At 68.5% G+C, this 25,069-nt stretch carries 18 protein-coding genes; 5 read left to right on the top strand and 13 right to left on the bottom strand.

Annotation, left to right across the window (positions count from 1 at the left end):
- Positions 1-106: 106 nt before the first annotated feature.
- The 8 genes from AC0IWM_RS10640 to AC0IWM_RS10605 form a co-directional block, all read right to left on the bottom strand.
- Entirely contained in the window at positions 107-466 is a 360-nt protein-coding gene (locus AC0IWM_RS10640; RefSeq protein WP_056355141.1) for a hypothetical protein, read from the bottom strand.
- Positions 467-502: 36 nt separating this feature from the next.
- Positions 503-3,643, bottom strand: a complete 3,141-nt coding sequence (locus AC0IWM_RS10635) for an efflux RND transporter permease subunit (protein ID WP_056355137.1) — start codon at positions 3,641-3,643, stop codon at positions 503-505.
- Between the two features lie 13 nt (positions 3,644-3,656).
- Positions 3,657-5,375, bottom strand: a complete 1,719-nt coding sequence (locus AC0IWM_RS10630) for an efflux RND transporter periplasmic adaptor subunit (RefSeq protein WP_056355134.1) — start codon at positions 5,373-5,375, stop codon at positions 3,657-3,659.
- 742 nt (positions 5,376-6,117) lie between these two features.
- The gene (locus AC0IWM_RS10625) at positions 6,118-6,375 is read right to left on the bottom strand and encodes a hypothetical protein (protein WP_056355125.1); all 258 of its coding nucleotides are present in this window, start codon (positions 6,373-6,375) and stop codon (positions 6,118-6,120) included.
- A gap of 99 nt (positions 6,376-6,474) precedes the next feature.
- Positions 6,475-7,803: an ATP-binding protein gene (locus AC0IWM_RS10620; RefSeq protein WP_056355122.1), complete on the bottom strand. Its 1,329-nt coding sequence runs from the start codon at positions 7,801-7,803 to the stop codon at positions 6,475-6,477.
- The gene (locus AC0IWM_RS10615) at positions 7,800-8,549 is read right to left on the bottom strand and encodes a response regulator transcription factor (protein ID WP_056355119.1); all 750 of its coding nucleotides are present in this window, start codon (positions 8,547-8,549) and stop codon (positions 7,800-7,802) included. The genes AC0IWM_RS10620 and AC0IWM_RS10615 overlap by 4 nt, the downstream gene beginning before the upstream one ends.
- Positions 8,550-8,561: 12 nt before the next feature.
- A complete protein-coding gene (locus AC0IWM_RS10610; protein ID WP_056355116.1) occupies positions 8,562-9,248 on the bottom strand; it encodes a ZIP family metal transporter in 687 nt (228 codons plus the stop codon).
- 7 nt (positions 9,249-9,255) lie between these two features.
- Complete coding sequence (locus AC0IWM_RS10605; RefSeq protein WP_056355113.1) at positions 9,256-10,233, bottom strand: cation diffusion facilitator family transporter; 978 nt, start codon at positions 10,231-10,233, stop codon at positions 9,256-9,258.
- A 239-nt stretch (positions 10,234-10,472) separates the two neighbouring features.
- On the opposite strand from AC0IWM_RS10605, the gene AC0IWM_RS10600 reads away from it, so the two are divergent.
- From AC0IWM_RS10600 to AC0IWM_RS10585, 4 genes are all read left to right on the top strand, one after another.
- Positions 10,473-10,895 carry a MerR family transcriptional regulator gene (locus tag AC0IWM_RS10600; protein WP_056355111.1) on the top strand — a complete coding sequence of 141 codons (423 nt, stop codon included), beginning with the start codon at positions 10,473-10,475 and terminating at the stop codon, positions 10,893-10,895.
- Between the two features lie 132 nt (positions 10,896-11,027).
- Positions 11,028-15,983 (top strand): AAA domain-containing protein, encoded by a 4,956-nt coding sequence (locus AC0IWM_RS10595; RefSeq protein WP_264051098.1) that lies wholly within the window; start codon positions 11,028-11,030, stop codon positions 15,981-15,983.
- Between the two features lie 211 nt (positions 15,984-16,194).
- Positions 16,195-16,740: a hypothetical protein gene (locus tag AC0IWM_RS10590; RefSeq protein ID WP_056355105.1), complete on the top strand. Its 546-nt coding sequence runs from the start codon at positions 16,195-16,197 to the stop codon at positions 16,738-16,740.
- Positions 16,741-16,757: 17 nt separating this feature from the next.
- The gene (locus tag AC0IWM_RS10585; protein WP_056355102.1) at positions 16,758-17,591 is read left to right on the top strand and encodes a hypothetical protein; all 834 of its coding nucleotides are present in this window, start codon (positions 16,758-16,760) and stop codon (positions 17,589-17,591) included.
- Between the two features lie 104 nt (positions 17,592-17,695).
- Here the strand turns inward: AC0IWM_RS10585 and AC0IWM_RS10580 are convergent, their stop codons facing one another.
- Positions 17,696-20,092, bottom strand: a complete 2,397-nt coding sequence (locus AC0IWM_RS10580) for a heavy metal translocating P-type ATPase (RefSeq protein ID WP_056355099.1) — start codon at positions 20,090-20,092, stop codon at positions 17,696-17,698.
- Between the two features lie 77 nt (positions 20,093-20,169).
- On the opposite strand from AC0IWM_RS10580, the gene cueR reads away from it, so the two are divergent.
- A complete protein-coding gene (gene cueR / locus AC0IWM_RS10575; protein WP_082487872.1) occupies positions 20,170-20,655 on the top strand; it encodes a Cu(I)-responsive transcriptional regulator in 486 nt (161 codons plus the stop codon).
- On the opposite strand, the gene copM is transcribed toward cueR, so the two are convergent.
- From copM to AC0IWM_RS10555, 4 genes are all read right to left on the bottom strand, one after another.
- Complete coding sequence (gene copM, locus AC0IWM_RS10570) at positions 20,591-21,022, bottom strand: CopM family metallochaperone (protein ID WP_056355092.1); 432 nt, start codon at positions 21,020-21,022, stop codon at positions 20,591-20,593. The genes cueR and copM overlap by 65 nt on opposite strands.
- A gap of 97 nt (positions 21,023-21,119) precedes the next feature.
- Positions 21,120-21,362, bottom strand: a complete 243-nt coding sequence (locus AC0IWM_RS10565; protein ID WP_056355088.1) for a hypothetical protein — start codon at positions 21,360-21,362, stop codon at positions 21,120-21,122.
- Between the two features lie 158 nt (positions 21,363-21,520).
- Positions 21,521-21,886: a hypothetical protein gene (locus tag AC0IWM_RS10560; RefSeq protein ID WP_264051096.1), complete on the bottom strand. Its 366-nt coding sequence runs from the start codon at positions 21,884-21,886 to the stop codon at positions 21,521-21,523.
- A gap of 26 nt (positions 21,887-21,912) precedes the next feature.
- On the bottom strand, positions 21,913-25,059 hold the full coding sequence (locus AC0IWM_RS10555) for an efflux RND transporter permease subunit (protein ID WP_056355082.1): 3,147 nt from the start codon (positions 25,057-25,059) through the stop codon (positions 21,913-21,915).
- Positions 25,060-25,069: the final 10 nt, after the last annotated feature.

Genomic DNA, 25,069 nt, shown 5'->3' with positions numbered 1-25,069 from the left:
TGTCGGTATCCTTTGTGACATGGCGGTTTGGTCCCGCCGGTTACGGCCCCCTAGAGGAGGCCGACAGCCTGGGCTCGGCCGGACCGCATCAAGGTCCGACCCCCGGCTATTTCTCGAACCGTGCCTGGATGTTGTGACCGTGCATCTTTGTGGACAGGACCACCTTCGCACCGGCGGCGAGCGGAGCCGGCAGCGTTCCCGAGAGCTTGTTCGGCGCGGCGCCTTTCAGCGCCACCGTCTCGGTCTTGCCGCCCACCTGCACGAAGGCCTTGGCCGTCATGCCCGCGGTGTCCACGGGCTTGCCGTCCTCGCCGATGACGAAGAACGTCAGGTCCTTATCGGTGCTGACCAGCTCAATGGGATGACCGTCCGCGACGGTGGTCAAGCCCCCGTTCGGCCCGGCGGCCTGCGCGGGATGGGAGACGGCCAGGAACGCGGCGAGGACTATGGCGGGAATCGTACGCATCGGAAAAATCCTTTCCTTCGGGTTGAGGGTTCGGGCTCAGAAAGCTTCCACCGGGGTGGTGCGGCGGATGCCTTCGGAGGGAGGAGCTGCGATGGCCTCGGCGCGCAGGCGCTCCAGGGGCTTGTGGCCGAAGGTCAGGAACAGGATCGGCGTAAGGACCGTATCGAGCAGGGTGGCGCTGATCAGGCCGCCGAAGATCGTCACCGCGACCGGGTGCAGGATCTCCTTGCCCGGCGCGTCCGCGCCGATCAGCAGCGGTGCGAGCGCGACCCCGGCTGAAAGTGCGGTCATCAGGACCGGTGTCAGCCGCTCAAGGCTGCCGCGGATGACAAGTTCGGGTCCGAAGGGCAGCCCTTCCTGGATGGCGAGGTTGAGCCAGTGGCTGATCTTTAGGATGCCGTTGCGCGTCGCGATGCCGGTCAGGGTGATGAACCCGATCATCGAGGCGACCGAAAGGGGCTGCCCGGCGATCCAGAGCGCCGCCACGGAGCCGATCAGGGCGAGCGGGATGCTGCCCAGGATGATCAGGGTGAGGACCACCGAGCGGTAGCGGCTGAACAGGAGCGTGAACACCAGCGCCAGCGACAGCAGCGAGAGCAACCCGATGGTGCGGCCGGCCTCGGCCTGGGCCTGGAACGAGCCTTCCAGGCTCGCGACGTAGCCGTTTGGCAGGTTGGCGGCAGCGAGTTGCTCCCTGATGCCGGCCACGACCTTGCCCATGTCGGCGCCCGCCGCGGTGTTGGCCTGCACAACGATCCGGCGCCGCGCGTTCTCGCGCAGGATTTGGTTCGGTCCGTCCGTCTCCCGGATGTCGGCGATCTGCCGCGCCGGAACCCAGCCGGACGGTGTCTCGATGAGAAGGTCGCCAAGGCGCTGGGTGGTTCGCTGCGCATCGGACAGTCGCATGACGACGTCGAAGCGACGATAGCCGTCGACGACCCGAGAGACGACCTGGCCGTTCGAGAGGCGGCTCAGCTGCTCCACCAAGGCCGCGGGCTGCACCCCGTAAAGGGCGGCCCGGGCGTAGTCGACCCGGATCTCCAGCTGCGGGATCAGCACCTGCTTCTCGACCTGCAGGTCGGCGATCCCGGGGATGCCGGCCATGCGCCGGCGCAGGTCCTCGGCAATGGTGCGCAGGGTGTCGAGGTCCTCCCCGAAGACCTTGAGGGCGATCTCGGCCCGAACGCCCGAGAGCATGTGGTCGAGGCGGTGCGAGATCGGCTGGCCCACGTTGACGTTGACAGGCAGCACCGCCAGCCGGCTCCGGATATCGGCGACGAGCTCAGCCTTCGAACGAGCACCCGCCTTCAGGTCGATCTCCAGGTCCGAGGAATGGACGCCCTCGGCATGCTCGTCGAGCTCGGCCCGGCCGGTGCGGCGTCCGATGGAGAGCACGTCGGGGATGTCCAGCAGCATCCGCTCCGCCGCCAGCCCGACCCGGTTGCTTTCGCTGAGCGAGATGCCCGGATTGAAGGTCATGTTGACCGTGAACGAGCCCTCGTTGAACGGGGGCAGGAACGCCCGCGGGAGGAACGTCGCCGCCAGGCCGGCGCAGGCCACTGCCAGGGCGGCCAGAAACATGATCGGGCGACCGTGGCGTAGGGCCGGGCGCAGCATCGCGGCCACGCCCCGCTTGAGCACCCGGATCAGGCCGCTCTCGTGCTCGTCGAGGCGCTTGAGGCCCGGGAGGAGATAGTAGGCCATCACGGGGGTCAGGGTGATCGAGACGACGAGGCTCGCCAGGATCGAGATGATGTAGGCTTGGCCGAGCGGCGCGAAGAGGCGCCCCTCGATGCCCGACAGGGCGAACAGCGGCACGAACACCAGAACGATGACCATGGTCGCGTAGACGATGCCCGAGCGCACCTCCTGGGAGGCCGCGACCACCACGTCGAAGACCGAGCGCGGGTTGCCCTCGGCCCGGTTCTCCCGAAGCCGCCGGAAGATGTTCTCGACGTCGACCACGGCATCGTCGACGAGCTCGCCGATGGCGATGGCCAGGCCGCCCAGGGTCATCGTGTTGATTGACAGCCCGGCGAAGTGGAAGATTACGGCGGTGGCAAGGATCGAGACGGGGATCGCGGTGAGCGATATGGCGGTGGTCCGGACGTTGAGCAGGAAGGCGAACAGCACCACCGCCACCACGACGATAGCCTCCATCAGGACCGTCTCCACGTTGCGGATCGAGGTCTCGATGAAGTTCGCCTGCCGGAAGATCAGCCGGTCGGCCCGTACGCCCTTCGGCAGGGAGGCGGTGATGTCCTTGAGCGCGCTCTCCACCGCGGCGGTGAGCTGCACGGTGTCGACGCCCGGCTGCTTCTCGACCGAGACCACGACGGCGGGCGCGCCCATGTAACCGGCGTCGCCGCGCTTGACCTTGGCCGCGAACGACACCTCGGCGACCTGGCGGAGGAAGACCGGCTTCTTCTCGACCGTCGCCACGACCATGTTGCGTAAATCGTCGAGGTTCATCGTCCGGCTGAGGTTCCGGATGAGGTACTCCCGGGCGTACTGGTCCGTGAAGCCGCCGCCGGTGTTGACGCCGAACTGCGCCAACGCCGTCTCCAGCTGGCCATGGGTGACCCCAAGTGCACGCAGGGCCGTCGGCTGGGGCGCCACCCGGAACTGGCGCACCTCGCCGCCCATGGGGATGACCTGGGCGACGCCGGGGATGGAGAGGATGCGCGGCCGGATCGTGAAGTCCGCGATCTCGCGCAGTTGCATGGCCGACACGGTGTCGCCAGTCACCGCCACCATCACGATCTGCCCCATGATTGAGGAGATCGGGCCCATCATCGGGCTGACCGTGGGGGGCAGCTGCGAGCGGGCCATCGCGAGGCGTTCGGAGACCTGCTGGCGGTTGCGGTAGATCTCCGTGTTCCAATCGAACTCGACGTAGATGACCGACAAGCCGACCCCGGAGACGGAGCGGACACGGGCCACGCCCGGCAGCCCGTTCATCTGCGTCTCCAGCGGGAAGGTGACGAGCTGCTCGACTTCCTGCGGGGCGAGGCCTTCCGCCTCGGTCATGATGGTGACGGTGGGCCGGTTTAGGTCCGGGAAGACGTCGACAGGTAGCCGGACCGCGGTGAACGCTCCGTAGACGACAAGCACGGCGGCGATGGCGAGGACGACGAGGCGGTTCCGCAGGGATTGCGTGACGAGGAAGGTGAACATGGCGCCGGTTCCCTCAGCGGACCTGGTTGAGGAGTTCGGCGCCCTGGGTCACGATGCGCTTGCCTGGGCCAACCCCCGACACGACCAGCACGCGGGCGGCATCGAGGGGCTCGACCTGCACCTCGCGCGGTTCGAAGCGCTCGGGCTGCGTGTGCTCGTAGACGATGTTCTGCCCGTTCGAGCCGCGGACCACGCTGACGCGCGGCAGGGCCAAGCCCTTCTGCTGGGTGTCGGTCGCCGCCAGCACCGTGACGAACTGACCCGTGCGCAGTTCGGCCGGTGCGTTCTGCACGGCGAAGTGCATCGGAACCGCCTGGCTTCGGTCGGCGAGGCCCGCACCCATGTACTTCAGCGTCAGCATCCGGCCGTCGGCGAGGCGGGCCGTGGCGTCCTGGGTGCTCGCGAGTGCGTCGAAGCTCAGCGCCTCGATCCAGAGCCGGGCGGGGTCGACGATGTGGAAGACCATCGCACCCGGGTTCGCCATCTGCCCGGCCACCGCGTTGGCCTCGGCGACGACGCCGGAGACGGGCGCGACCAGGGCCTCGGGCTGCTGGCGGACGCCATCCAGGGCGGCACGACGGTCCATCAGACCCTTCAGCTCGGCCTGCGCGTCGTCCAGCTGGACCTGCGAGACCGAGCCGCCCGGCGCCAGCTTCCGGAAGCGTTCGACGCGGCGTTCCATGATGGTGATCTGCTGGTCCAGCTCCCCCTGGCGCTGTCGCATGTCGGAGACGTCCACCGCCTGGACGGGCGGGGTTACGGTCGCTAGCACCTCACCCTTCTTCACCCGCGTCCCAAGACGCGGAAATGCGTTGGACGGCGGCGGCGAGAGGCGCCCGCCGACGGAGGACTGGACCACTCCGCTTCCGTTGGGGTCGGCGATGATCCGGCCCGGCAACTCCGTGGTGCGGGCCAGCACGTCGGACGCCGTGACGATGGTCCGGACGGTCAGAATGCGTTGGGTCGGCTTAGGCACGAACACCGAGCCATCCGGCATGCGCTGGGCCAAATCCTGGGCGCCCATTGTCGCCATCGGCGTGCCCGCTCCCTTCTGTGAGCCCTCGCCGCCGTGGTCGTGCCCTTCATGGGCGAAGGCGGGCGGCCCGAACAGCAGCGCGGCGGCGAGGACCAGGATTCCGAGGGCGGGAACGAGCCGCCGACCTCGGATCAGCAGCGTCACCGCCACTCCCAGCAGGAAGCCGACGCCGCCGATGATCATCGGGAGCGGGTCGGCCTGTCCGAGGTGCTGCCGGAAGTCATGGGCGACGGCCAGCCCGGTCGCCCATGCCGAGGCCCCTCCGCTGGCCTCGGGCGCGGGCAGGTCGGGAACGTTCAGTGTGACTGGGAAAACGTCGGAGGTTCCGCCCGTCTTGACGGTGAACAGGACGTCGTACTCGCCCGGCTTCTCGCTCCAATGGGCGTCGAGACGGTAGCTGCCGTCGGGCGCCACCGCGACCTCCGTGGTCCCCTCTGGCGTTTCCGCGGTCACGGCCGCGTCCGTCACCGGTTCATTGGTGCCAACCCGGTCGACGAACACCGACACGGTGCCGTTGCGGGCGACGGCGACCAATTCGAGCGTATCCGTCGACGACGTGCCTCTTGGGGCGTTGGCGGCGGGGGCGGACTTGGCCTCGTCGCCATGGTCGTGGCCTTCGTGCGCCCGGGGCGCCACCGACCACAAACCGAACGTAAGGACCGCCGCCGCAAGGGCAGCCGGAAGCCGGGTCTTCATCGCGATGCAAGCCTTCTCGTATGGGACATTCGCCGCATCCGAGTGGGAGGCGGCGTCAGGCGCGTCGGCGCGCGCGTCTCATGCGAAGGATCGAGGAGGCTCGGGTAGCGTCTCCGGGACCACGCTCGGAAGGGCCAGATCCGGTCCCGACGCCACGCACCCGGCTTTTCCCCAGACGCCGCGCGCAGTGTCGGAGGCTTGCGTCACGAAGGCTTGGCAGGAGCCGCAGCCCGAACATGCATCCGTAGCGGCGGCTTGGTCGTCGTGCGCCTTACCGGCCGGCATCTCGGTCGCAGCGTGGTCCGGAACCGCGGCGTATTCCGCGGGAGCGCTTCGCTCGGTTGAGTGGTCGTGCCCGGAGTGCCCGAGGCCCACGACCGGCGCCAAGGCGACGAGAACCATGATCCGGAGGATCATGGTGAGCAGCCGCGAAGGAAGCGAGGTGAAGGCCATGGCTTGAAGTCGATACCACATCTTGGGTTCGGGCGCAGCGTGTCATCGCCTCCTCGGGATCCGGCCGGCATCCGAAGGTTGGCGGTGCCCGCCCCGACGGTTCCATCGGGACGGGCGCTTCACGGTACGAGAGGGGGCACTATCGCACCGCGAAGGTTGTGGGCGGGAACGGATCGGCCGTTCGCCGCAAGGGCACAGCCGATACCGGTGGCCAACAACGCGAACACGACCAGGAGGGGTAACATTCGCATTGGCGCGTCCTCACGGTCGCTCTGGCTTGCCGCCGTTGTTATTTCTTGTCGTGGGAATGACCGTGGGCGTGCCCGTCCTTGTCGGAGTGGACCGGCTTGCCGTCCTTGCCGATCTCGCGGGCCTCGCTCACGCGCGGATCGTCCCGATGGGCGGGCCCTCCTGAGACGCCGCCGGTGTTCGGAACGGCGCGTTCGGGATTGGACGCATTCCCATGTCCGTCCTCGGCGGCAAAGGCGGGAGCCGAGAGGCCTGCCAGCAGGCCAGCGGTGAGAATGGCGACGACGGTACGCTTCATGGTGCTTGTCTCCGGGGTCCGACGGCCGAACGGGCCGCTTCGAGACTTGAGATAGCGACCCCGTTTGTCTGCCGGTCGCCTGGTTCGTGACGAAGTGTGTCAGCGATTGCTGCGCGGTAGGGAGATCTGCACCCGTAGCCCGCCCTCCGCCCGGTTACCCAGAACGATGCGACCTCCCTCCGCCTCGACGATCCGGCGGGCGATGGTGAGGCCGAGCCCCGTGCCGCCGGTATTGCGGTTCCTGGACGCCTCAAGCCGTGTGAACGGCTCGAAGGCTTTCGCAACCTCGTCGGGCGCGATGCCAGGACCGTCGTCCTCGACGGTCAGCAGGAGTTCCCCCACGTCCACCGCGAGCGAGACGCAGGCACGGGTACCGTAACGCACCGCGTTGTCGACGACGTTGTCGAGTGCGCGCCGCAAGGCGACTGGGCGCACGGTCGCGAGGGCGCGACCAGGCCCGGTATAGGAAACGTCGCGTCCGGCATCCGAGGACGCGTCGGCGATGCTCATCAGGATGCTCGCGACGTTGGTGACCTGGCGCGGCTCGGGATCTGCGTCGCCCCGGAGGTACGCCAAGGTCGAATCGACCATGGCCTGCATCTCGTCGAGGTCCGAGCCCATCCCCCGGAATTCCTGTCCCTCAGGCAGTCCGTCGAGGCGCAGGCGAAGCCGAGCGATCGGCGTGCGAAGGTCATGGGAGACGGCCGCCAGGGCCTGGGTCCGTTCCGTCACCAAGCGATGGATGCGCTCCTGCATCGCGTTGAGGGCCCGGGCGATCTCGCGGGTCTCGTCGGGGCCGGCCTCCCGGACGGGGACGACTTTGCCATGTCCGATCTCCCCCGTGGCGCGGGTTAGGTCGCGCAGTGGTCCTGCGATCCGGTGGATCAGGACGACGGCGGCGACGCCGACGAGGATGGCCATCGCCGTCGCAAGATAGGCCCACGATCCAAGCCTGGCGAGGCTCGGTGCATGGGCCGAGTGGAAGGTCAGGAAGCTTCCGTCAACGAGCGCCAGCGCACCAGCGAGATCCTCCTCGTGGATGGCCTCGCCGCCGCCGCCCATGGCCAGGGCGAGCCCGGGTCCGAGGCTCGGCTCCGATGCGACCATCCGGGATCTCAGCGACCACATCGCCGGGTCTCCGGCTTGGTCCTGGCGCAGCGGCGAGGTTTTGGACCAGCCCAGCTCGAAATGTGGGGACGAGAGAGCCTTCGCTTCGGCGTCACGTTCGGACGAAGGACGCCTCAGCACCGCCTCGCGCGCCAGGGTGAGTTGGTTGGCGACCTGGCGCGCGAACGCATCGTCCGCCGCGGCCGCCGCGGACTGGCGGTAGAGCAGCAAGGCCCCGCCGTGGACGGTGAGTATGGCCAGGAGCAGGACGGCGACCGTTCGGGCTTCGAGGCTACGGGCCAGCAGAGCGAGGCGGCTCACGCGCGCTCTACCTTGGAGGCGAGCATGTAGCCGGCACCGCGGATGGTCTTGATGACCGCGGGCAGCCCCTCGGGCGGTTCGAGCTTGCGTCGCAGGCGGCTGACAAGGGTATCGACGCTGCGGTCCGAGGGCGATCCGAGCCGGGCGCGGGAGAGTTCGAGGATCATCTCGCGGCCCAGCACACGTCCCGGGTGCTCCAGGAAGACCAAGAGGAGGTCGTACTCCGCGCCGGACAGGTCGACGGCCGCCCCCTCGGGATCCAGGAGCGATCGGCTGCGCAGGTCGAGCCTCCAGCCAGCGAAGGCGAGGGTCTCCGATGTCGGGGCCGAGGGCGATGTCGCCGCGATTGCCGCGCGGCGAAGCACGGCCCGGACACGGGCCAACAGTTCCGGGCGGCCGAAGGGTTTGGCCACGTAGTCGTCGGCGCCGAGTTCCAGTCCGAGCACCCGGTCGGCCTCCTCGTTTCGGGCGCTGACCATGATCACCGGAACCGTGTTTTTGGCCCGCAACGCCCGGAGCAGGTCGAGGCCGGAGGCGCCCGGAAGCATCACGTCGAGCAGGACAAGGTCGATGCCACCGGCTGGAAGGACGCGCCAGAACTCAATGGCGCTCCTGCAGCCGGTGACGCGATAGCCGGCCTCCCGGAGAAGGCGGGTCACGAGCATGCGCAGGCCGTCATCGTCCTCGACGAGCACGATGTGGCCGGTATCACCGCCAAGCGGGCTTTCGCCGGGTTGGAGAACCATCGATTCCTCAGGTCAGCCCATGGTCTGGTCGAGCAGGAGCAGGAGCAGGAAGCCCGCGAAGAACATCGCCGTGACCCAGGGGCGATCCTCGACCTCATGTGCCTCGACCAGGAGTTCCTCGGTGACAAGGTAGAGCAGTGCGATCAGCCCGAAGGCGAGGAAGCCGGCCTGGACAGTGGCCGACAGGGTGGCGACGGGGCCACCGAGCAAGGCCCCCAGCGGAAGCAGGACCACCATGCCCGCGGTCAAGCCGACCACCTTGCCCTTCGAGGAGCCGGAGGCGCCGAGCTCGTTGGCGACAGTCAGGCCGAGGAAGAGCACCTCGATGGTCAACGCCACCGTAAGGAGGAGGCCCGCCTTGGCTCCCGCCGCGAAGGCGATGCCGAGGACGAGGCCGTCCACCAGGATGTCGATGGCCATGACGGACATCAACCCGACGGGCCCCTTCGCGCGTCTGCCCAGGCTCTTGACGAGCAGCATGGCGGCGACGCCCAGGGCCCCGCCGGCCAGGGTCGCCCATGGCGCGCCGGCGTGCTTGAGGTCCGGCAGGATCTCGCCGGCGGCGGCCGCGAAGACGACGCCCGCCGCGAAGTGCTGGATGGCGCTGACCAGGACGGGGCCGGGCCGGAAGTTGACCGCGACGGCGGCGCCGACGATGGCCGCCGCAGCCGGGATCAGGGTGTAGGTCCATGCCTGCATGGCCGGCCTAGACGACCGCGTCGGAGGCGAGCGCGCAGGCGGTGTCCGTGCTGGTCTCGACCTGGAGCGTGGTGTGCCCGATCCCGAATTCGTCCTTCATTTCACTGGCGGCCTGCATCAGGAACCCGTCGCCGGGATGTCCCGCGGGGATGACGAGGTGGGAGGTCAGCGCGGTCTCTGTGGTGCTCATCGGCCAGATATGAAGGTCGTGCAGGGCGACGACGCCGGGCAGGGACAGGAGATGGCGGCGCACCGCTTCGGGGTCGATGCCCGGCGGCACCGCGGCGAGGGACATGACGAGGCTGTCTTTCAGGAGCCCCCAGGTGCTCCAGACGATGACGGCCACGATGCACAGGCTCACCACCGGGTCGATCCATGTCCACCCCGTATAAAGGATCACCAAGCCGGCGATGACCACGCCGGCGGAGACGGCGGCGTCCGCGGCCATGTGAAGGAAGGCGCCCTTGATGTTGATGTCTCCCTTTGCACCGGAGGCGAATAGCCAGGCGGTGATGCCGTTCACGGCGATGCCGATGGTCGCAACGACCATCACAGTCGTTCCGGCGACCGGCACGGGCTGCCCGAAGCGCTGGACCGCCTCCCAGGCGATGGCCCCGGCCGCGACGAGCAGGAAGACGCCGTTGAACAACGCCGCCAGGATCGACGAGCCCTTCATCCCGTAAGTGTAGCGGGAGGTCGGCGCACGCTTGGCCAGGACCGTGGCGGCCCAGGCGACCAGAAGGCCGAGCACGTCGGACAGGTTGTGTCCCGCATCGGCGAGTAGGGCCACGGAGTTGGCAAGGACGCCATAGGTCGCCTCGATGGCGACGAAGCCGACGTTGAGGGCGATGCCGATGGCGAAGGCTCGTCCGAAGCTTGCCGGGGCGTGCGCATGGCCGGGGCCATGCCGGTGTCCCGCATGGGAATGCCCGCCCTGGTGCCCGTCGCCGTGGTCATGTCCGTCGTGGTCGTGCTCGCTTGCCATGTGGTCGGATCCGGTACGGGGGTTCGGTTGTATGTCGGCCGTCGGGAAAAAAACCTCCGGCCCACGTCGCGGGAGAGGTCGGCTCGTGCGTCCGCCAAGTCAGGTCATGAGGTCACCCGTCCAAGGCCTGCGTCCGCTCGGCGGGACGAAATTGGAAAGGTTCGGCAACCACGGAACGTCTTCCTTATCGACCGGCGATGCCGTAAATCCTCTAGTGGCTGGAGGAGCAAGCGGAAAATATGAAACCCCTGCCGATTGGCGCCCTTTCCGAACTGGCCGGCGTGAAGATCCCGACCATCCGCTATTATGAGGGCATCGGGTTGCTTCCGGTCGCGGAACGGACGGGCACCAACCGCCGGACCTACGACGATGCGACTGTGCGACGTCTCAGGTTCATCCGTCATGCGAGGGAGTTGGGCTTCGAGGTGGACGCCATACGGACGCTCCTCGATCTGGCGGACCAGCCGGACCGCCCCTGCGGCGATGCCGATGTCATCGCCCGGCGGCACCTCGCCGACATCGATAACCGCCTATCCCGCCTGACCGCCCTCCGCACCGAGGTGCAGGCCATGGTCGACCAATGCGCGAGAGGCAGCATCGCCCAATGCCGGGTCATCGAGGTCCTCGCCGACCACGAGGAATGCCTTCACGAGGCTCACTGAGCACGCAAACGGATTGGGGTGGGCATCTGCCTTGAACAAGCCGGGGACGCTTGACGCCGCCCGGAGGCGTGTCGGACTGTCCCGCTCGGAAGCTTCGCCCAGGACACGCGGCCGGAGTAGCGCTCCCGGGCAATGACCAAGCAAGTGACGCTAGATCCCGCCGGCGAACGGCTTCACGGCCTGCTGGGCTACGTCGAGCAGGTTGTCAGGCTCGACGAACGGGCGACCATGCGACTCGGCGAGCATCGTCTCCCGACCGGCCAGGCTTTCACCCTCCATCAGCATGAGCTCCACGCCTTGCCGGGCGTCAGGCACGACCTCGTCGACGAGGAGGGTCCGATCTGGCTGGCGGTCGAGCGGCTGCGGCGGAGCGGGCCGCCGGCACCGCCCGAGACGGCCGCGGAATGGCTTGAACTGGCTCCCGATCCGGAGAGACGGCCGCAGCTTCGCCCGTTCCTGATCCGGACGGTCCCGGCCGGCGAGAAGGATGCCCTCGTCTCCGATGGGTTGGCACGAGCCGAGGATTGCGCCGAGGCACTCGCCCAACCCGACAAGGACGTCCGCCTCTGGGACGTGCGGCTCCGGCTCGAAGACAGGGATGACCTGAGGACGGCCGCGGAGGCCTGGATCACCGAGCGGTGGTTACCCTGGTCGCTGGCGGAGGGGCCCGTCCGTCGCTCCCTTGCCTTGTACCAACGCCTGTTCGAGGTGGCGCAGCTGTCCGAACTCGGCGGCGGGGAGCGCCCGTTCGAGCTCGTCTGGGGCATCGGCCTCGCGCGCTGGCGAAAGGACGCGCAGGAGATCGACCTGCCCCTGGTGGAACGCCTGGTCGAGATCGAGGTCGACGATGCCGGCGGCGCCGAGATCCGGGTTCGTCCCCGTGCCGCCGCGGCCGCCGTGAACCTCCGGGCCTACGAGGAGCTGGGCGTCGAGGGCGTGACGCTGGCCCACGACGCGGCCCGGCGCGCCATCGCCATCCTCGATCCGGACGAAGGCATCTCGCCCTACCGGCGCGACAGCTTCGAGCCGATCCTCCGGTCCTGCCAGGCCAGGCTGGACGTCGAGGGTGGATACCTGCCCGACCGTCTGACGCTCGCACCCGGCGAACCCGTTCCGGCTGCAGGGGAGAACCTGTCGGTGTCCGACCGCTGGGTGCTTTTCGCCCGCCGCAGGTCGGACAGCTTCCTGCTCGCGGACATCGAGAACCTGAAGCGCTCCGTCGAACGTGCTGCGCAGGAGCACGGTCTGCCGGGTCCGGCGCGGACGCTGGTCATGGGGCCGGCCGACGAGCCGTCGCGGGACTTCTGGAGACCCTTGAGCGACCGGGTAGGCGGGACGGCCGAGCGCGCGCCCGAGCCGGAAGGCGCATCCGAGGCAGGCGACCTCTTCTTCCCCAAGCCGTTCAACGACGAGCAGATGGAAATCGTGCGGCGGCTCGAAGCCACCGACGGAATCGTGGTTCAGGGCCCGCCCGGAACGGGCAAGACCCACACCATCTCGAACATCATCTGCCACTACATGGCGACCGGTCGGCGCATCCTGGTCGTCTCCCATGGGGAGCCGGCCCTGGCCGTTCTACGGGACCAACTACCCGACGGGGTCCGCGACCTGGCGATCAGCATTACCGCGACCGAGCGCGAGGGCTTTCGGCAACTAGAAACTGCGGTTCGCCTCCTGCAGTCGGTGGTCGAGAGCATCAAGCCGTCGGAGCAGGCACGGCTGATCCGTGACCTGGAAGCGTCGGTCGTGGGGCTCCGGGGCCGGCTGGAAGCTGTCGACGCCGAGATCGAGCGGTTCGCACTCCGCCAACTCTCCCCCGCCTTTGGTGACGAGCGTCCCGCCGAGCTCGCGCGGCGGGTTGCGCACTCGGCCACGCGGCATGGCTGGTTCGAGGACCGTCCGGGCGACGCCTCCTCCGAGGCGACACCGCGGGACGAAGACGTCGCCGCCCTGCGCACGGCCCGCCTCGCCTTGGGAACCCGCCTCGAACACATCGACTGCGTCCTTCCCTCCGTCCACGACCTGCCGGACGGCGATGTCCTCGCGAGGCTCCACGACGATCTGGTCCGGTCCGTCCACCTTGCCGAGGCTGCGGCGAGCGAACCCTCGATCCGAGTGCGGATCGCGTCCCTGCAGGACGTGGCCCGAGCGCTTGAGGCAGCTTTCGAGCTGGGGGCCCTGCGCCGCGCCAAGCACCTCTCCGATGGCGCTCCCTGGCTGCAGCCGTTGGCTGAGGATATGCTGTTCGCGACCGGCGAGAACCGCCTCGTCGACCTTGTCAGGCGCTTCGCCGAGGATGCCCGACCTGTCGCTCGCGAGCGGGAGCGGTACCTCGGCCTTCCCGTTGAGCTTCCCGAGGGCTTTGGCCCCGCATCCCAAGAGGTCGCCGGCATCGTCCGCCGCCTCGCTGCCGACGAACCGGTGTTCGGCTTCTTCGCATTCCGCGAGAGGTCGCTGCGTCCCACCGTCGACGCCATCCGGGTGCAGGGGCACCCTCCGGCCGGACCCGGGGAATGGGCACATGTTCGTGACCATCTGGCTTGGCGGGATGCGGTCGCATCGCTCGCGATCCGCTGGCGGGCGTTGGCGGAGGAGATCGGCGCTCCCTCCGTCGCCACGGCTCGCGAGCTCGACCAGCTCGTTGCCACGCTCGATGCCGTTCTGTTTGAGGCGGAACGCGCGACGAAGGTTCTCAGCGCTACGTTCGCCGCCCTTGTTCCGGGTGGCGGGTCCGTCCGCGACCTTTGGCTGGATCGCCGTCGGCTCGATCTCGTCGAGGCAGCCTTTCGAAATGCCGCGGCCGCGGCGCAACTCTCGGCCTCCCGGAGCGAGATCGGCCGGCTTCAGACCTTTTTCCCGGAGACGGCAGGAAAGATCGGTCAGCTCGCCCGCAACTTCCTGTCGGAGGCAGTCGGGCGTCAGGGGGTGGAAGGGGAGCAGGTCTCGCATCTTTGGTCGGCCCTGCGTCGCCAGATCGAGGACCTGGGGCAGAGCCGAGCCCACTTCGATGTCGTTCGAGAGGTCACCGAAGCCGTCCACGCGTGCGGCGCGCCGATCTGGGCTTCGCGCCTTCGACGGGAACCGGCCAAGGACCTGGCCGACCCGCTGCTGCCGAAGGAGTGGCGCGAGGCCTGGGAATGGGGCGCGATGGCCGCCTACCTGGGGCGGATCGATGACCGGGACAGGCTGAGGTCGCTTGCGGACGAACGCGTCCGGCTGGATGCCGAGGTGCGGAAAACCTTTGAAGGGCTCGTCCGCGAGCGCACCTTCTACGAGCTCGGTCGCTCGATGACCGGTACGGTGCGTGCGGCCTTGATGATGTTCGCCACGGCCCTGCGCAAGACGGGCAAGGGCACCGGCAAGGGCGCCGTGCGCCACCGACGTGACGCCCGCCTGGCCATGGCGCAATGCTACGCCGCCATTCCATGCTGGATCATGCCGGCTTGGCGCGTCGCCGAGCAGCTGCCCGGCGAGGTCGGTTCCTTCGACCTCGTGATCATGGACGAGGCCTCGCAGTCGGACATCCGCGAGCTTCCGGCCCTGCTCCGCGGCAGGAAGATCCTCGTGGTCGGCGACGACAAGCAGGTGAGCCCGAGCGCGGCGTTCATCGAGAACGCGAAGATCGACCGGCTCGAACACGGCTTCCTCAAGGGCCAGCCCTTCCGAACCCTCCTCCTGCCGGGAGCCTCGCTCTACGACCTCGCCAAGGTGATGTTCCCGGACAAGCTGGTCATGCTGCGGGAGCACTTCCGCTGCGTCGAACCCATTATCCGGTTCTCGATGCAGTTCTATCCCGAACCCCTGGTCCCCCTTCGCGTGCCCACCGCGCACGAGCGGCTCGACCCTCCCCTCGTCGACATCTACGTGCCGGACGGACGCCGCAAGGGCGACAAGCAGAACCCCCGCGAGGCCGAGGTGATCGTCGACGAGATCCGCAAGCTCGTCGACGACCCGAGCCTTGCGCGCGTGGAGGCCCTGGACCGCTGGCGAACCATCGGCGTCGTGTCCCTGATCGGGGCGAAGCAGGCCGCCCTCATCAACCGCATGCTCCTGGACGAACTCGGCGAGGAACTCGTGAGGCGACACCGCATCGCCTGCGGAGACAGCGCCACCTTCCAGGGTAACGAGCGCGACGTGGTCTTCCTGTCGATGATCGCCGATCCGGACAGCAAGCAGGCCCAGACCGCCACCCAGTTCGAGCAACGCTTCAACGTGGCACTGTCCCGGGCCCGGGACAGGCTGGTCCTGGTGCGCTCCGTCCGGGAGGACGAGCTCAAGCCCGACGACCTCAAGGCGCGCGTGATCCGGCACTTCCGCGAGCCCATGGCCGGCGCCGAGGCCCGCTCGGGAGACCTGGAGGCACACTGCGATTCCGATTTCGAGCGCGACGTTCTTCGGCGTCTCGTCGAGCGCGGATACCGCGTGACCCCGCAGGTGGGCGCGCTCGGGTACCGGATCGATCTCGTCGTGGAGGGCGTGAACGGGCGTCGTCTCGCGGTCGAATGCGACGGCGACAGGTACCATGGGCCGGAGCGCTGGGCGGACGACATGCGCCGCCAGCGCATTCTGGAACGGGTCGGTTGGCGCTTCTGGCGTTGCTGGTCGTCGAGCTTCACCCTCGACCCGGATGGATGCATGCTGGACCTGTTCGAGACGCTCGAACGGTCCGGCATCGAGCCAGGAGGAGCTGCAGAGAGCCAGCCATCCTATACCGCGCACCGGACGGCTCCGACGTCGCGGGAGCGAGCGGAAGGACGGCCGGAGGCCGGTGCTTCACAGGACCTCCTCGAACCACGCGCCGAATGCGACCCGCTGGAGCGCGCCGGAACCCCGAAAAGCGTACCTTCGAAAGAAGGGATACGTGCCGGCGACCGGGTCGTGGTGCGCTACCTCGATGACAATAGGACGGCGACCTTCACGCTTGGGCATGGATCCCACGACGAGGTGAACGGACAGCTTCCCATCAGCTCACCCCTGGGGTCGAAGCTTCTCGGGGTATCGGAGGAGGACGAGATCGAGTTCGACGCGGGCGGGCGCATCCGTCGCGTACTGGTATTAAGAACTGAGCGGCCGCGTGCAGCCCTTTGATCGAGCGTGTCGTCGCTCGGTTGGTTGAGCGGCTTTGCGAACTACCTCGTGTCCGGAAATCCTTGCGGCCTGCTGGAACGTGCGCTTAAAGGCACATGTTGATGCGGTGGAGCCGTTGGCACCCCATATCACCGTTGCAGACGGCCGGCGGAGGTGTACCATTCACCCGCTGGTAACCGCATCCATTCCAGCGTGAGGCCGAACCCCTTTGATGGCCAGTCCCGTCGACATGACCGAGTATCGCACAATGGCGGAAAACGCCCTTCGTGCCAGTCGGGCAACCGGCAGTCGCCGGGTCGTGAGCAATCGCGGGCCCGAGCATGCGCGCGCCGTGACCGACGTGCTCGTTACCAGCGCGGAGCGACATCTCGCGTTCCTGTGCGGGTACTTCTCGTCGGATATCTTCGATGCCTCGAAGACCCGCGAGTTCCTCGACGGTCCCGGCGCCCAGATGTCGGTCCTGCTGGACCACATGCCGGATGCTGCCCATCGTTCCGCGCTGTCCGAACTCGGCGCATACATGGTCGGCGACGACCCAAAGCTGAGGGTCCGTCGTCTCGAACATCCGGCCACGGTGCATTTCGGCATCGCCGACGAACGCGACGTTCGGATCGAGACCGACACCCAGTCCCGAAAGGCCACGGTCGTCTTCGGCGACCCCGTCGTCGCGCGTTCCGCAACCCGCAAGTTCAAGTCGCTCTGGGATGCCGCGGTACCGGTCACCGCCCAGGAACTCGGCGCCTCCGCGACCCGCTAGGCGAACGGTCCCGCCCCATGCGTGCGTTCGGATTGCTCGCCCTCGGCGTCCTGGTCGGGCTTGCTGTCTATCACGTGCTCGGGGTGACCGGGGTCTCCGCTATGGTGGAGCACTTCCACCCGAAGTTCGACACCCCAGACCTGAGGCGCCTTGCGGCCGATGAGAACCGCAAGGCGCTTGAGGTCATTTTCGGCACCATCATCACCCTCGGGGGCATCACCCTCACCTGCACCGTGGGGTATCTCTCCCTACCACAGGAACGCTTTAGCGAGGCCGCGCAACGACTGGCACAGCAGGCATTCGGGGAGATGTACCAGAACCGGGAGGAATCCTCCGAGCAGTTGAAGCGGGCGCAAGCCGCCATTGAGAAGAACGAAAAATCCCGTCCCTCACTCATCGCCCTCTACACGCTGATTAGCATCCACTCCATTGCGCCCTGGACCTTTCGGCCCTGCCACAAGCAGCTGCAGGCCCTAGGGAACGGTCTGCGGAACGTCTGGCGGGGAACCCGCATCGCGGTGTTCGTACGCGCAGGCGACGTTTCCTGCGTCGCCTGGCTCGCGGGGCTCACTGCCCTGACTGTGCTGTTCGCCGCCCTTTTCATGGTCCGGCTTGTAGCCCTCGATGCCGTCGTGGACGGGCCCTGGCCGATGATCACCGACCTCGCCCAGCTCGGCGCCCTCTTCACGCTCGTCGCACTCGTCCTCGTCATGGGCATCGCCATCGCTCGGGCGGTCACGGCCCAGTCGGTCAGGCGTGCCATCGAGGAAGCCCGTGAGCAGGAGGAAGGCCGTTTGGCGGACGAGGCCACCCGCCTGATCGATCAGACCGGCGAGGTCCTCGGCGCCTAGCTCTGGACCGGGGCCTGTGCTGGATGCCGTCCGCGAAGCTTGCCCCTTCACGCCCCTCCACGATGACGCACCGCTTCCGGAAGGATGTACCGCCACGGCGTCTTCTAAAGCCGCACCGCCCGCAGCCGCAGGGCGTTCCCGATGACGCTGACCGAGGAGAGCGCCATCGCCGCGGCCGCGATGACCGGGGACAACAGGATGCCAAGAAACGGATAGAGCACCCCGGCCGCCACCGGCACGCCCGCGGCATTGTAGATGAAGGCGAAGAACAGGTTCTGGCGGATGTTGCCCATCACCGCCCGCGACAGGCGCCGTGCCCGCACGATGCCCATGAGGTCGCCCTTGAGCAGCGTCAGCCCAGCGCTTTCGATGGCCACGTCGGTCCCCGTTCCCATGGCGATGCCGACGTCGGCCGCGGCGAGCGCCGGGGCGTCGTTGACGCCGTCGCCCGCCATGGCGACCACCTGCCCCGCCGACTTGTGCCTCTCGACCACGGCGGCCTTCTGGTCGGGCAGCACCTCCGCCTCGACCTCCTCGATGCCGAGCCGACGCGCCACCGCCTCGGCGGTGGTCCGGTTGTCGCCCGTGAGCATGACGACACGGATGCCTTCGACCCGGAGCGCGGCCAGTGCCTCTGCCGTCGTCGCCTTGACCGGGTCGGCGATGGCGAGGACGCCGCCCACGCGTCCGTCGACGCCGACGAAGATGGCCGTCGCCCCGTCCCGCCTCAGGTCATCGGCCTGGACCGCGTAGGCGGAGACGTCCACGCCCTGCTCGCGCAGGAAGCTCGCGTTGCCGAGCGCCACACGCCGTCCCTCGACGGTGCCGAGCGCGCCCTTGCCCGTCGGGCTGTCGAAGCCGGTGACCGGGGCGAAGGCCAGCCCCCGCTTCTCGGCGGCCGCCACGACCGCGACCGCCAAGGGGTGTTCGCTCGCGCGCTCCACGCTTGCCGAAAGCCGCAGGACCTCCGCCTCGTCGAAGCCCGCCGCGGGCACGATCCGGGTGACCGTGGGCTTGCCCTCCGTCAAGGTACCGGTTTTGTCGACCACGAGGGTCGTGACCCGCTCCATCCGCTCCAGCGCCTCGGCGTTCTTCACGAGCACCCCGGCCCCGGCGCCCCTGCCGACGCCGACCATGATGGACATCGGGGTGGCGAGCCCGAGCGCGCAGGGGCAGGCGATGATGAGAACGGCCACGGCGGCCAGGAGGGCGAAGGTGAAGCGCGGCTCGGGGCCGAACGCCATCCAGGCGACGAAGGCCAGCAGCGCCACGCCGATGACGGCGGGCACGAACCAGCCCGCCACCCGGTCCGCGAGGCGCTGGATGGGGGCCCGGCTGCGCTGCGCCTCGGCCACCATCTGGACGATGCGGGCCAGCATGGTGTCCCGACCAACCTTGGTCGCCTCGATGACGAGCGAGCCGGACTGGTTGAGGCTGCCGCCGATGACCGTGGCGCCGGCCTCCTTCGTGACCGGCATCGATTCCCCGGTCACGAGGCTCTCGTCGACCGAGCTTCGACCTTCGCTCACGGTTCCGTCGACCGGCACCTTCTCGCCCGGGCGCACCCGCAGGCGGTCGCCGACGCGGATGTCCTCCAGGCGAACCTCGTCGTCGGTGCCGTCCGGATGAAGGCGCCGGGCGGTCTTCGGCGCCAGGTCGAGGAGCGCCCTGAGGGCCCCGCTGGTGCTCTCGCGCGCCCGCAGTTCCAGGACCTGGCCGAGAAGCACCAGCACGGTGATGACGGCCGCCGCCTCGAAGTAGGCCGGCACCGCCCCGCCGTGACCGCGCAGCGCCTCGGGGAACAAGCCGGGAGCGACGGTGGCGACGACGCTGTAGGCCCAGGCCACCCCGGTCCCGAGGGCGACGAGGGTGAACATGTTGAGGTTGCGCGAGCGCACGGAGTGAAGGGCCCGCACGAAAAAGGGCCAGCCGGCCCAGAGCACGACCGGCGTCGCGAGCGCGAACTGTATCCAGTTCGAGGCCTGCTGGCCGAGCCGCTCGGTCAGGCCGAAAAGATGGCCGCCCATCTCCAGCACGAAGACCGGAAGCGTCAGGACGAGCCCGACCCGGAACCGGCGCGTCATGTCGACGAGCTCCTCGCTCGGGCCAGCGTCCGCGCCGACCATGGCCGGCTCCAACCCCATGCCGCAGATCGGGCAGGCGCCGGGGCCGACCTGGCGCACCTCCGGATGCATCGGGCAGGTGTAGATCGTGCCTTCGGGCACGGGATCGGACTTCGCGGCGGCTTGGGCCGGGTCGATGTACCGGACCGGATCGGCCTCGAACTTCGTTCCGCAGCCTGTCGAGCAGAAGTAGTACGGGTGCCCGGCATGCTCGGCCCGATGCTTCGCCCTGTGAGGGTCGACCGTCATCCCACAGACGGGATCCTTGACCGTCCCGGCGCCGGCGGGCGGCTCGACCTGATGGCCATGCGCGTGGTCATGCCCGGCATGGGCACCGTGGGGGTCTGCATGGTCGTTCGCTGCGGTGCCGTGGATCATGATCGTGTTCCCGTTCGTCGATGTTGCCTAACGGTGTGCGCCTTCCCATCATGGGAAGGTCAACCATGGGGATCGTCATGAACATCGGGCAGGCGGCGGACGCATCGGGGGTCTCAGCCAAGATGATCCGCCATTACGAGAGCATCGGCTTGGTGCCCCAGGCCGACCGCCGGGACAGCGGCTACCGCGACTACGACCCGGAGGACGTGCACCGGCTCAGCTTCGTCCGCCGGGCTCGGGACCTCGGCTTCCCGTTGGAACGCATCCGGGTCCTTCTGGGATTGTGGGGCGATCCCACACGCAGCAGCGCCGAGGTGAAGGCCCTCGCTTTGACCCACATCGAGGAACTCGAAGAGAAGGCCCGCCACCTTCAGGAAATGGCGGACGTCCTTCGTGGTCTGGCCGACGCCTGCGACGGGGACGGACGACCCCACTGCCCGATCATCGAGGGACTGGAGGCCGGATCCGTGCCGGCCTCCAGCCCCTCGGGTGAACGGCTTATTTCGCGTTCTTCTTCAACCAGCCTTCCATCTCGCCGATCTCCTTCTCCTGGTCGTCGATGATCTTCTGGGCCATCGCCTTGGTCTCGGGGTCCTTGGCGTGCTTCAGGGCCACCTTGGCCATGGCCACCGCGCCCTTGTGGTGCGGGATCATGTGGGTGCGGAAATCCACGTCCGGGTTGCCGGTGTAGGGCACGTGCATGTCGTGCATCATCGCCATGTCGGCGGCCTTGAAGTCCTTGGTCGAGGCCGGGTCCTTCGGGTCCGGCTTCATGTCGTTTATCATCTTCATCATGTCTTCGTCATGCGACGCCTTCGGGTCGCCGGGCATCTCGTGCCCGCCGTGGGAATGGGTCGACTGGGCGAGGCTCGGCCCAGCCGTTCCGAGGCCGAGCAGCGCGGCCAGTGCAATCGTGCCGATGGTCTTCATGGTCGTTTCCATTCCTACGTGACGTAACTTGGTGGTGGGGCAGTGGGAGCCCTGCGCCCTGGACGGACGCATGAGGGTTCCCGGTCCGGGCGGCCGATCAGCGGTTCCGGGACGGCTTGGAGGCCGATCCATCGGGATGGGCGTGGTCCATGCGTTCACCCGACCCCGTCGAACCCGTCTCGCCGGGGCGCGCGTCGTGGGCCGGCCCACCCGAGGTGCCACCACGGTTCGGCGTCGGCTGGGTCTGCTGCTCGGCGTTGGCATTGCCCTGGTCGTCGGCGAGGGCCGGGGTTGCCGCCGAGAGGGCGATCAGCAGGGCGGCGGCGGTCATGGTCTTCATGGCTTCGGTCTCCTTGGTTCGTCGTGTTGGACAGGCCGGCAAAGCGTTTTCCGGCCGGTGGCTCGAACAGGAGGGACAGCCTTCGGCGGTCCTCCTGCATCCCTGCACGGGATCGGTCGGTCCCCTCCGGCCCGCGTCCGGGGCCGGAGGGCCGCTGGTCAGTTGAACTTGCCGCTCGTCGTCGCGCCGTCCGGGGCGGTGAGCTGGACGGCGCCCTTCGGGCTCTCACCGAGCGCCACGGACGCCTTGCCCGAGAGGCGGTTGGCGTCGGCCGGTTCGAGGGGCACCCGAGCCGGCTTGCCGCCGACGACGAGGATGGCGGTGCCCTTGAAGCCGGTCGCCGGAACCGGTTTCTGGCTGCCGTCCGTGACGAACACGTCGACGCTTTCGCCCTTGGCAACGAGCTCGACGTGGTACTTGCCGGCATCCGTCACCCGGCCGCCGTGCTGGCCGGACACCTCGTGCGCGTGGACCGGCAGGGCGAGCAGCACGCCCGCCATCAGGGCCATTCTCCAGGGAATCATCGGGTTTCTCCTTTTTGGGTGGGGGCTCAGAACGCCTCGACCGGACGCGGCTTGGCGCCGTCCGGACGCGGTGCATCGGGTGTCTCGGACTGCACGGCGCGCAAGCGCTCCAGCGGGGCCTTGCCGAACCGCAGGAACAGGACGGGCGTCAGGACCGTGTCGAGCAGGGTCGCGCTGATCAGGCCGCCGAAGATGGTCACCGCGACCGGGTGCAGGATCTCCTTGCCCGGGTTCGCGGCGTCGTAGAGCAGCGGCACCAGGGCGACGCCCGCCGACAGGGCGGTCATCAGCACCGGCGTCAGGCGCTCCAGGCTGCCGCGCACCACGAGGTCGCGCCCGAACGGCATGCCCTCGTGCAGCGACAGGTTCAGGTAGTGGCTGATCTTCAGGATGCCGTTGCGGGCGCTGATGCCGGTCAGCGTGATGAACCCGATCATCGACGCCACCGAGAGCGGCTGGCCCACCAGCCACAGCGCGATCACGCTGCCGATGAGGGCGAGCGGCACGTTGCCCATGATGATCAGCGCCAGCACGGCCGAGCGGTAGCGGCTGTAGAGGATGGCGAAGACCAGGGCGAGGGAAAGGGTCGAAAGGGCCGCGATGGTCCGGCTCGCCTCCTCCTGCGCCTGGAAGGTCCCCTCCAGGCTGGCGAAGAAGCCCGGCGGGAGCTTGGCTTCCGCCACCTCCTTGCGGATGGCCGCCACGATGGTGGCCATGTCGCTTTGCCCGTTGGTGTTGGCCTGGACGACGAGACGGCGCCGGCTGTTCTCGCGCAGGATCTGGTTGGGGCCGTCCGTCTCGCGGATGTCGGCGACCTGGCGCGCCGGCACCCAGCCGGACGGCGTCTCGATCAGGAGGTCCTTGAGCCCCTGGGTCGTGCGCTGGCGCTCGGGCAGGCGCAAGAGCACGTCGAAGCGCTTGTAGCCATCGGCCACCGTCGAAACGACGCGCCCGTTGGACAGCCGGCTGAGCTGCTCGACTACGGCCGAGGGCTGGACCCCGTAGAGGGCGGCCCGGGTGTAATCGACCCGGATCTCCAGCTGCGGGATGCGGACCTGCTTCTCCACCTGCAGGTCGGCCAGGCCGGGGATTTTTGCCATGCGGTCGCGCAGGTCGTTGGCCACGCTGCGCAGGGCGTCGAGATCCTCGCCGAAGATCTTCAGGGCAAGCTCGGCCCGGACGCCGGACAGCATGTGGTCGAGGCGGTGCGAGATCGGCTGGCCGACGTTCACCGAGAGCGGCAGCCGGGACAGGCGCTGCCGGATGTCCGCCACGACCGCGTCCTTCGGCCGGCCGCCGCCCTTGAGCTCGACCTCGATCTCGGAGGAGTGGACGCCCTCAGCATGCTCGTCGAGCTCGGCCCGGCCGGTGCGGCGACCCACCGAGGCGACCTCCGGAATGTCCAGGAGCAGCTTCTCGGCGATGAGGCCGACGCGGTTGCTCTCGGAGAGCGAAATCCCCGGGTTGAACGTCGTGTTGACGGTGAACGAGCCCTCGTTGAAGGGCGGGAGGAAGGCGCGCGGCAGGTTCCAGGCGGCGATCCCGGCCGCCACGACGGACAGCGCCACCGTGGCGACGAGCAGGCGCTGGTGCCGGAAGGCGACGCCGAGCAACCGGGCGTTACCCCGCTTGAGCCAGCGCAGCAGGGCGCTGTCGTGCTCGGCCAGGCTCTTGAGGCCGGGCAGCAGGTAGTAGGCCAGCACCGGCGTCAGGGTCACGGACACCAGCAGGCTCGCCAGGATGGAGATGATGTAGGCCTGGCCCAGGGGCGCGAAGAGGCGGCCCTCGATGCCCGACAGGGCGAACAGGGGCACGAACACGAGGACGATGATCATCGTTGCGTAGACGATGCCGGAGCGCACCTCCGAGGAGGCGGCAACCACCACCTCGAAGGTCGAGCGCGGCGAGCCGGCCGCCCGGTTCTCGCCGAGCCTTCGAAAGATGTTCTCGACGTCGACCACCGCGTCGTCGACGAGCTCGCCGATGGCGATGGCGAGCCCGCCCAGGGTCATGGTGTTGATCGACAGGCCGGCGAGGTGGAAGGCCACCGCGGTCGCCAGGATCGAGACCGGGATGGCGGTCAGCGAGATGGCCGTGGTGCGCACGTTCAGGAGGAACGCGAAGAGCACGATGGCCACAACCACGATGGCCTCGACGAGCACGCGCTCGACGTTGGCGATGGAGGTCTCGATGAAGTTCGCCTGCCGGAACAGGATCTGGTCGGCCTTGATCCCGTTCGGCAGGGTCGCGGTGACCTCCTTCAGCGCCGCCTCGATCTCGCGGGTGAGCTTGACCGTGTCGACGTCGGGCTGCTTCTCGACGGAGACGATGACGCCGGGCTTGCCCATGTAGCCGCCGTCGCCGCGCTTCACCCTCGGGGCGAAGGAGACTTCCGCCACCTGGCGCAGGTAGACCGGCGCGTCCGCGACGTTGGCGACGACGACGCTGCGCAGGTCGTCGAGGCTCATGGTCCGGCCGATGTTCCGGATGAGGTACTCGCGGGCGTACTGGTCGGTGAAGCCGCCGCCGGCATTGGTGCCGAACTGGGTCAGGGACGCCTCAAGCTGGGCGTTGGTGACGCCGAGCGCCCGCATGGCCGCCACGTTCGGGCTTACCCGGAACTGGCGCACCTCGCCGCCGATGGGAATGACCTGGGCGACGCCCGGGATGGTGAGCAGGCGAGGCCGCAGGATGAAGTCGGCGGCCTCGCGCACCTCCATCGGGGTCGCGTTGTCTCCGGTCACCGCGACCAGCAGGATCTGCCCCATGATGGAGGAGATCGGCCCCATCTGGGGCGTGACGTTCGGCGGGAGCTGGTCGCGGACCAGGGTCAGACGCTCGGCGATCTGCTGCCGATTCCGGTAGATGTCGGTGCCCCAGTCGAACTCGACGTAGACGATGGAGAGCCCGACGCCGGAGACCGAGCGCACCCGGCTGACCCCGGGCAGGCCGTTCATCCGGGTCTCGATGGGATAGGTGACGAGCTGCTCCACCTCGGGCGGCGCGAGCCCCTCGGCCTCGGTCATGATGGTGACCGTCGGCTTGTTGAGGTCGGGAAACACGTCCACCGGCAGCTTGGTGGCGGTGAAGGCGCCGTACAGGATCAGGACGGCGGCGACCGCGAGGACGAGCAGGCGGTTGCGCAGTGACTGCGTGACGAGGAAATTGAACATGGGCGTGCCT

The sequence above is a fragment of the Methylobacterium sp. AC433 genome, assembly GCF_979253015.1.
The sequence above is the reverse complement of the archived record's forward strand: the minus strand, read 5'-3'. Positions and strand labels throughout refer to the sequence as shown.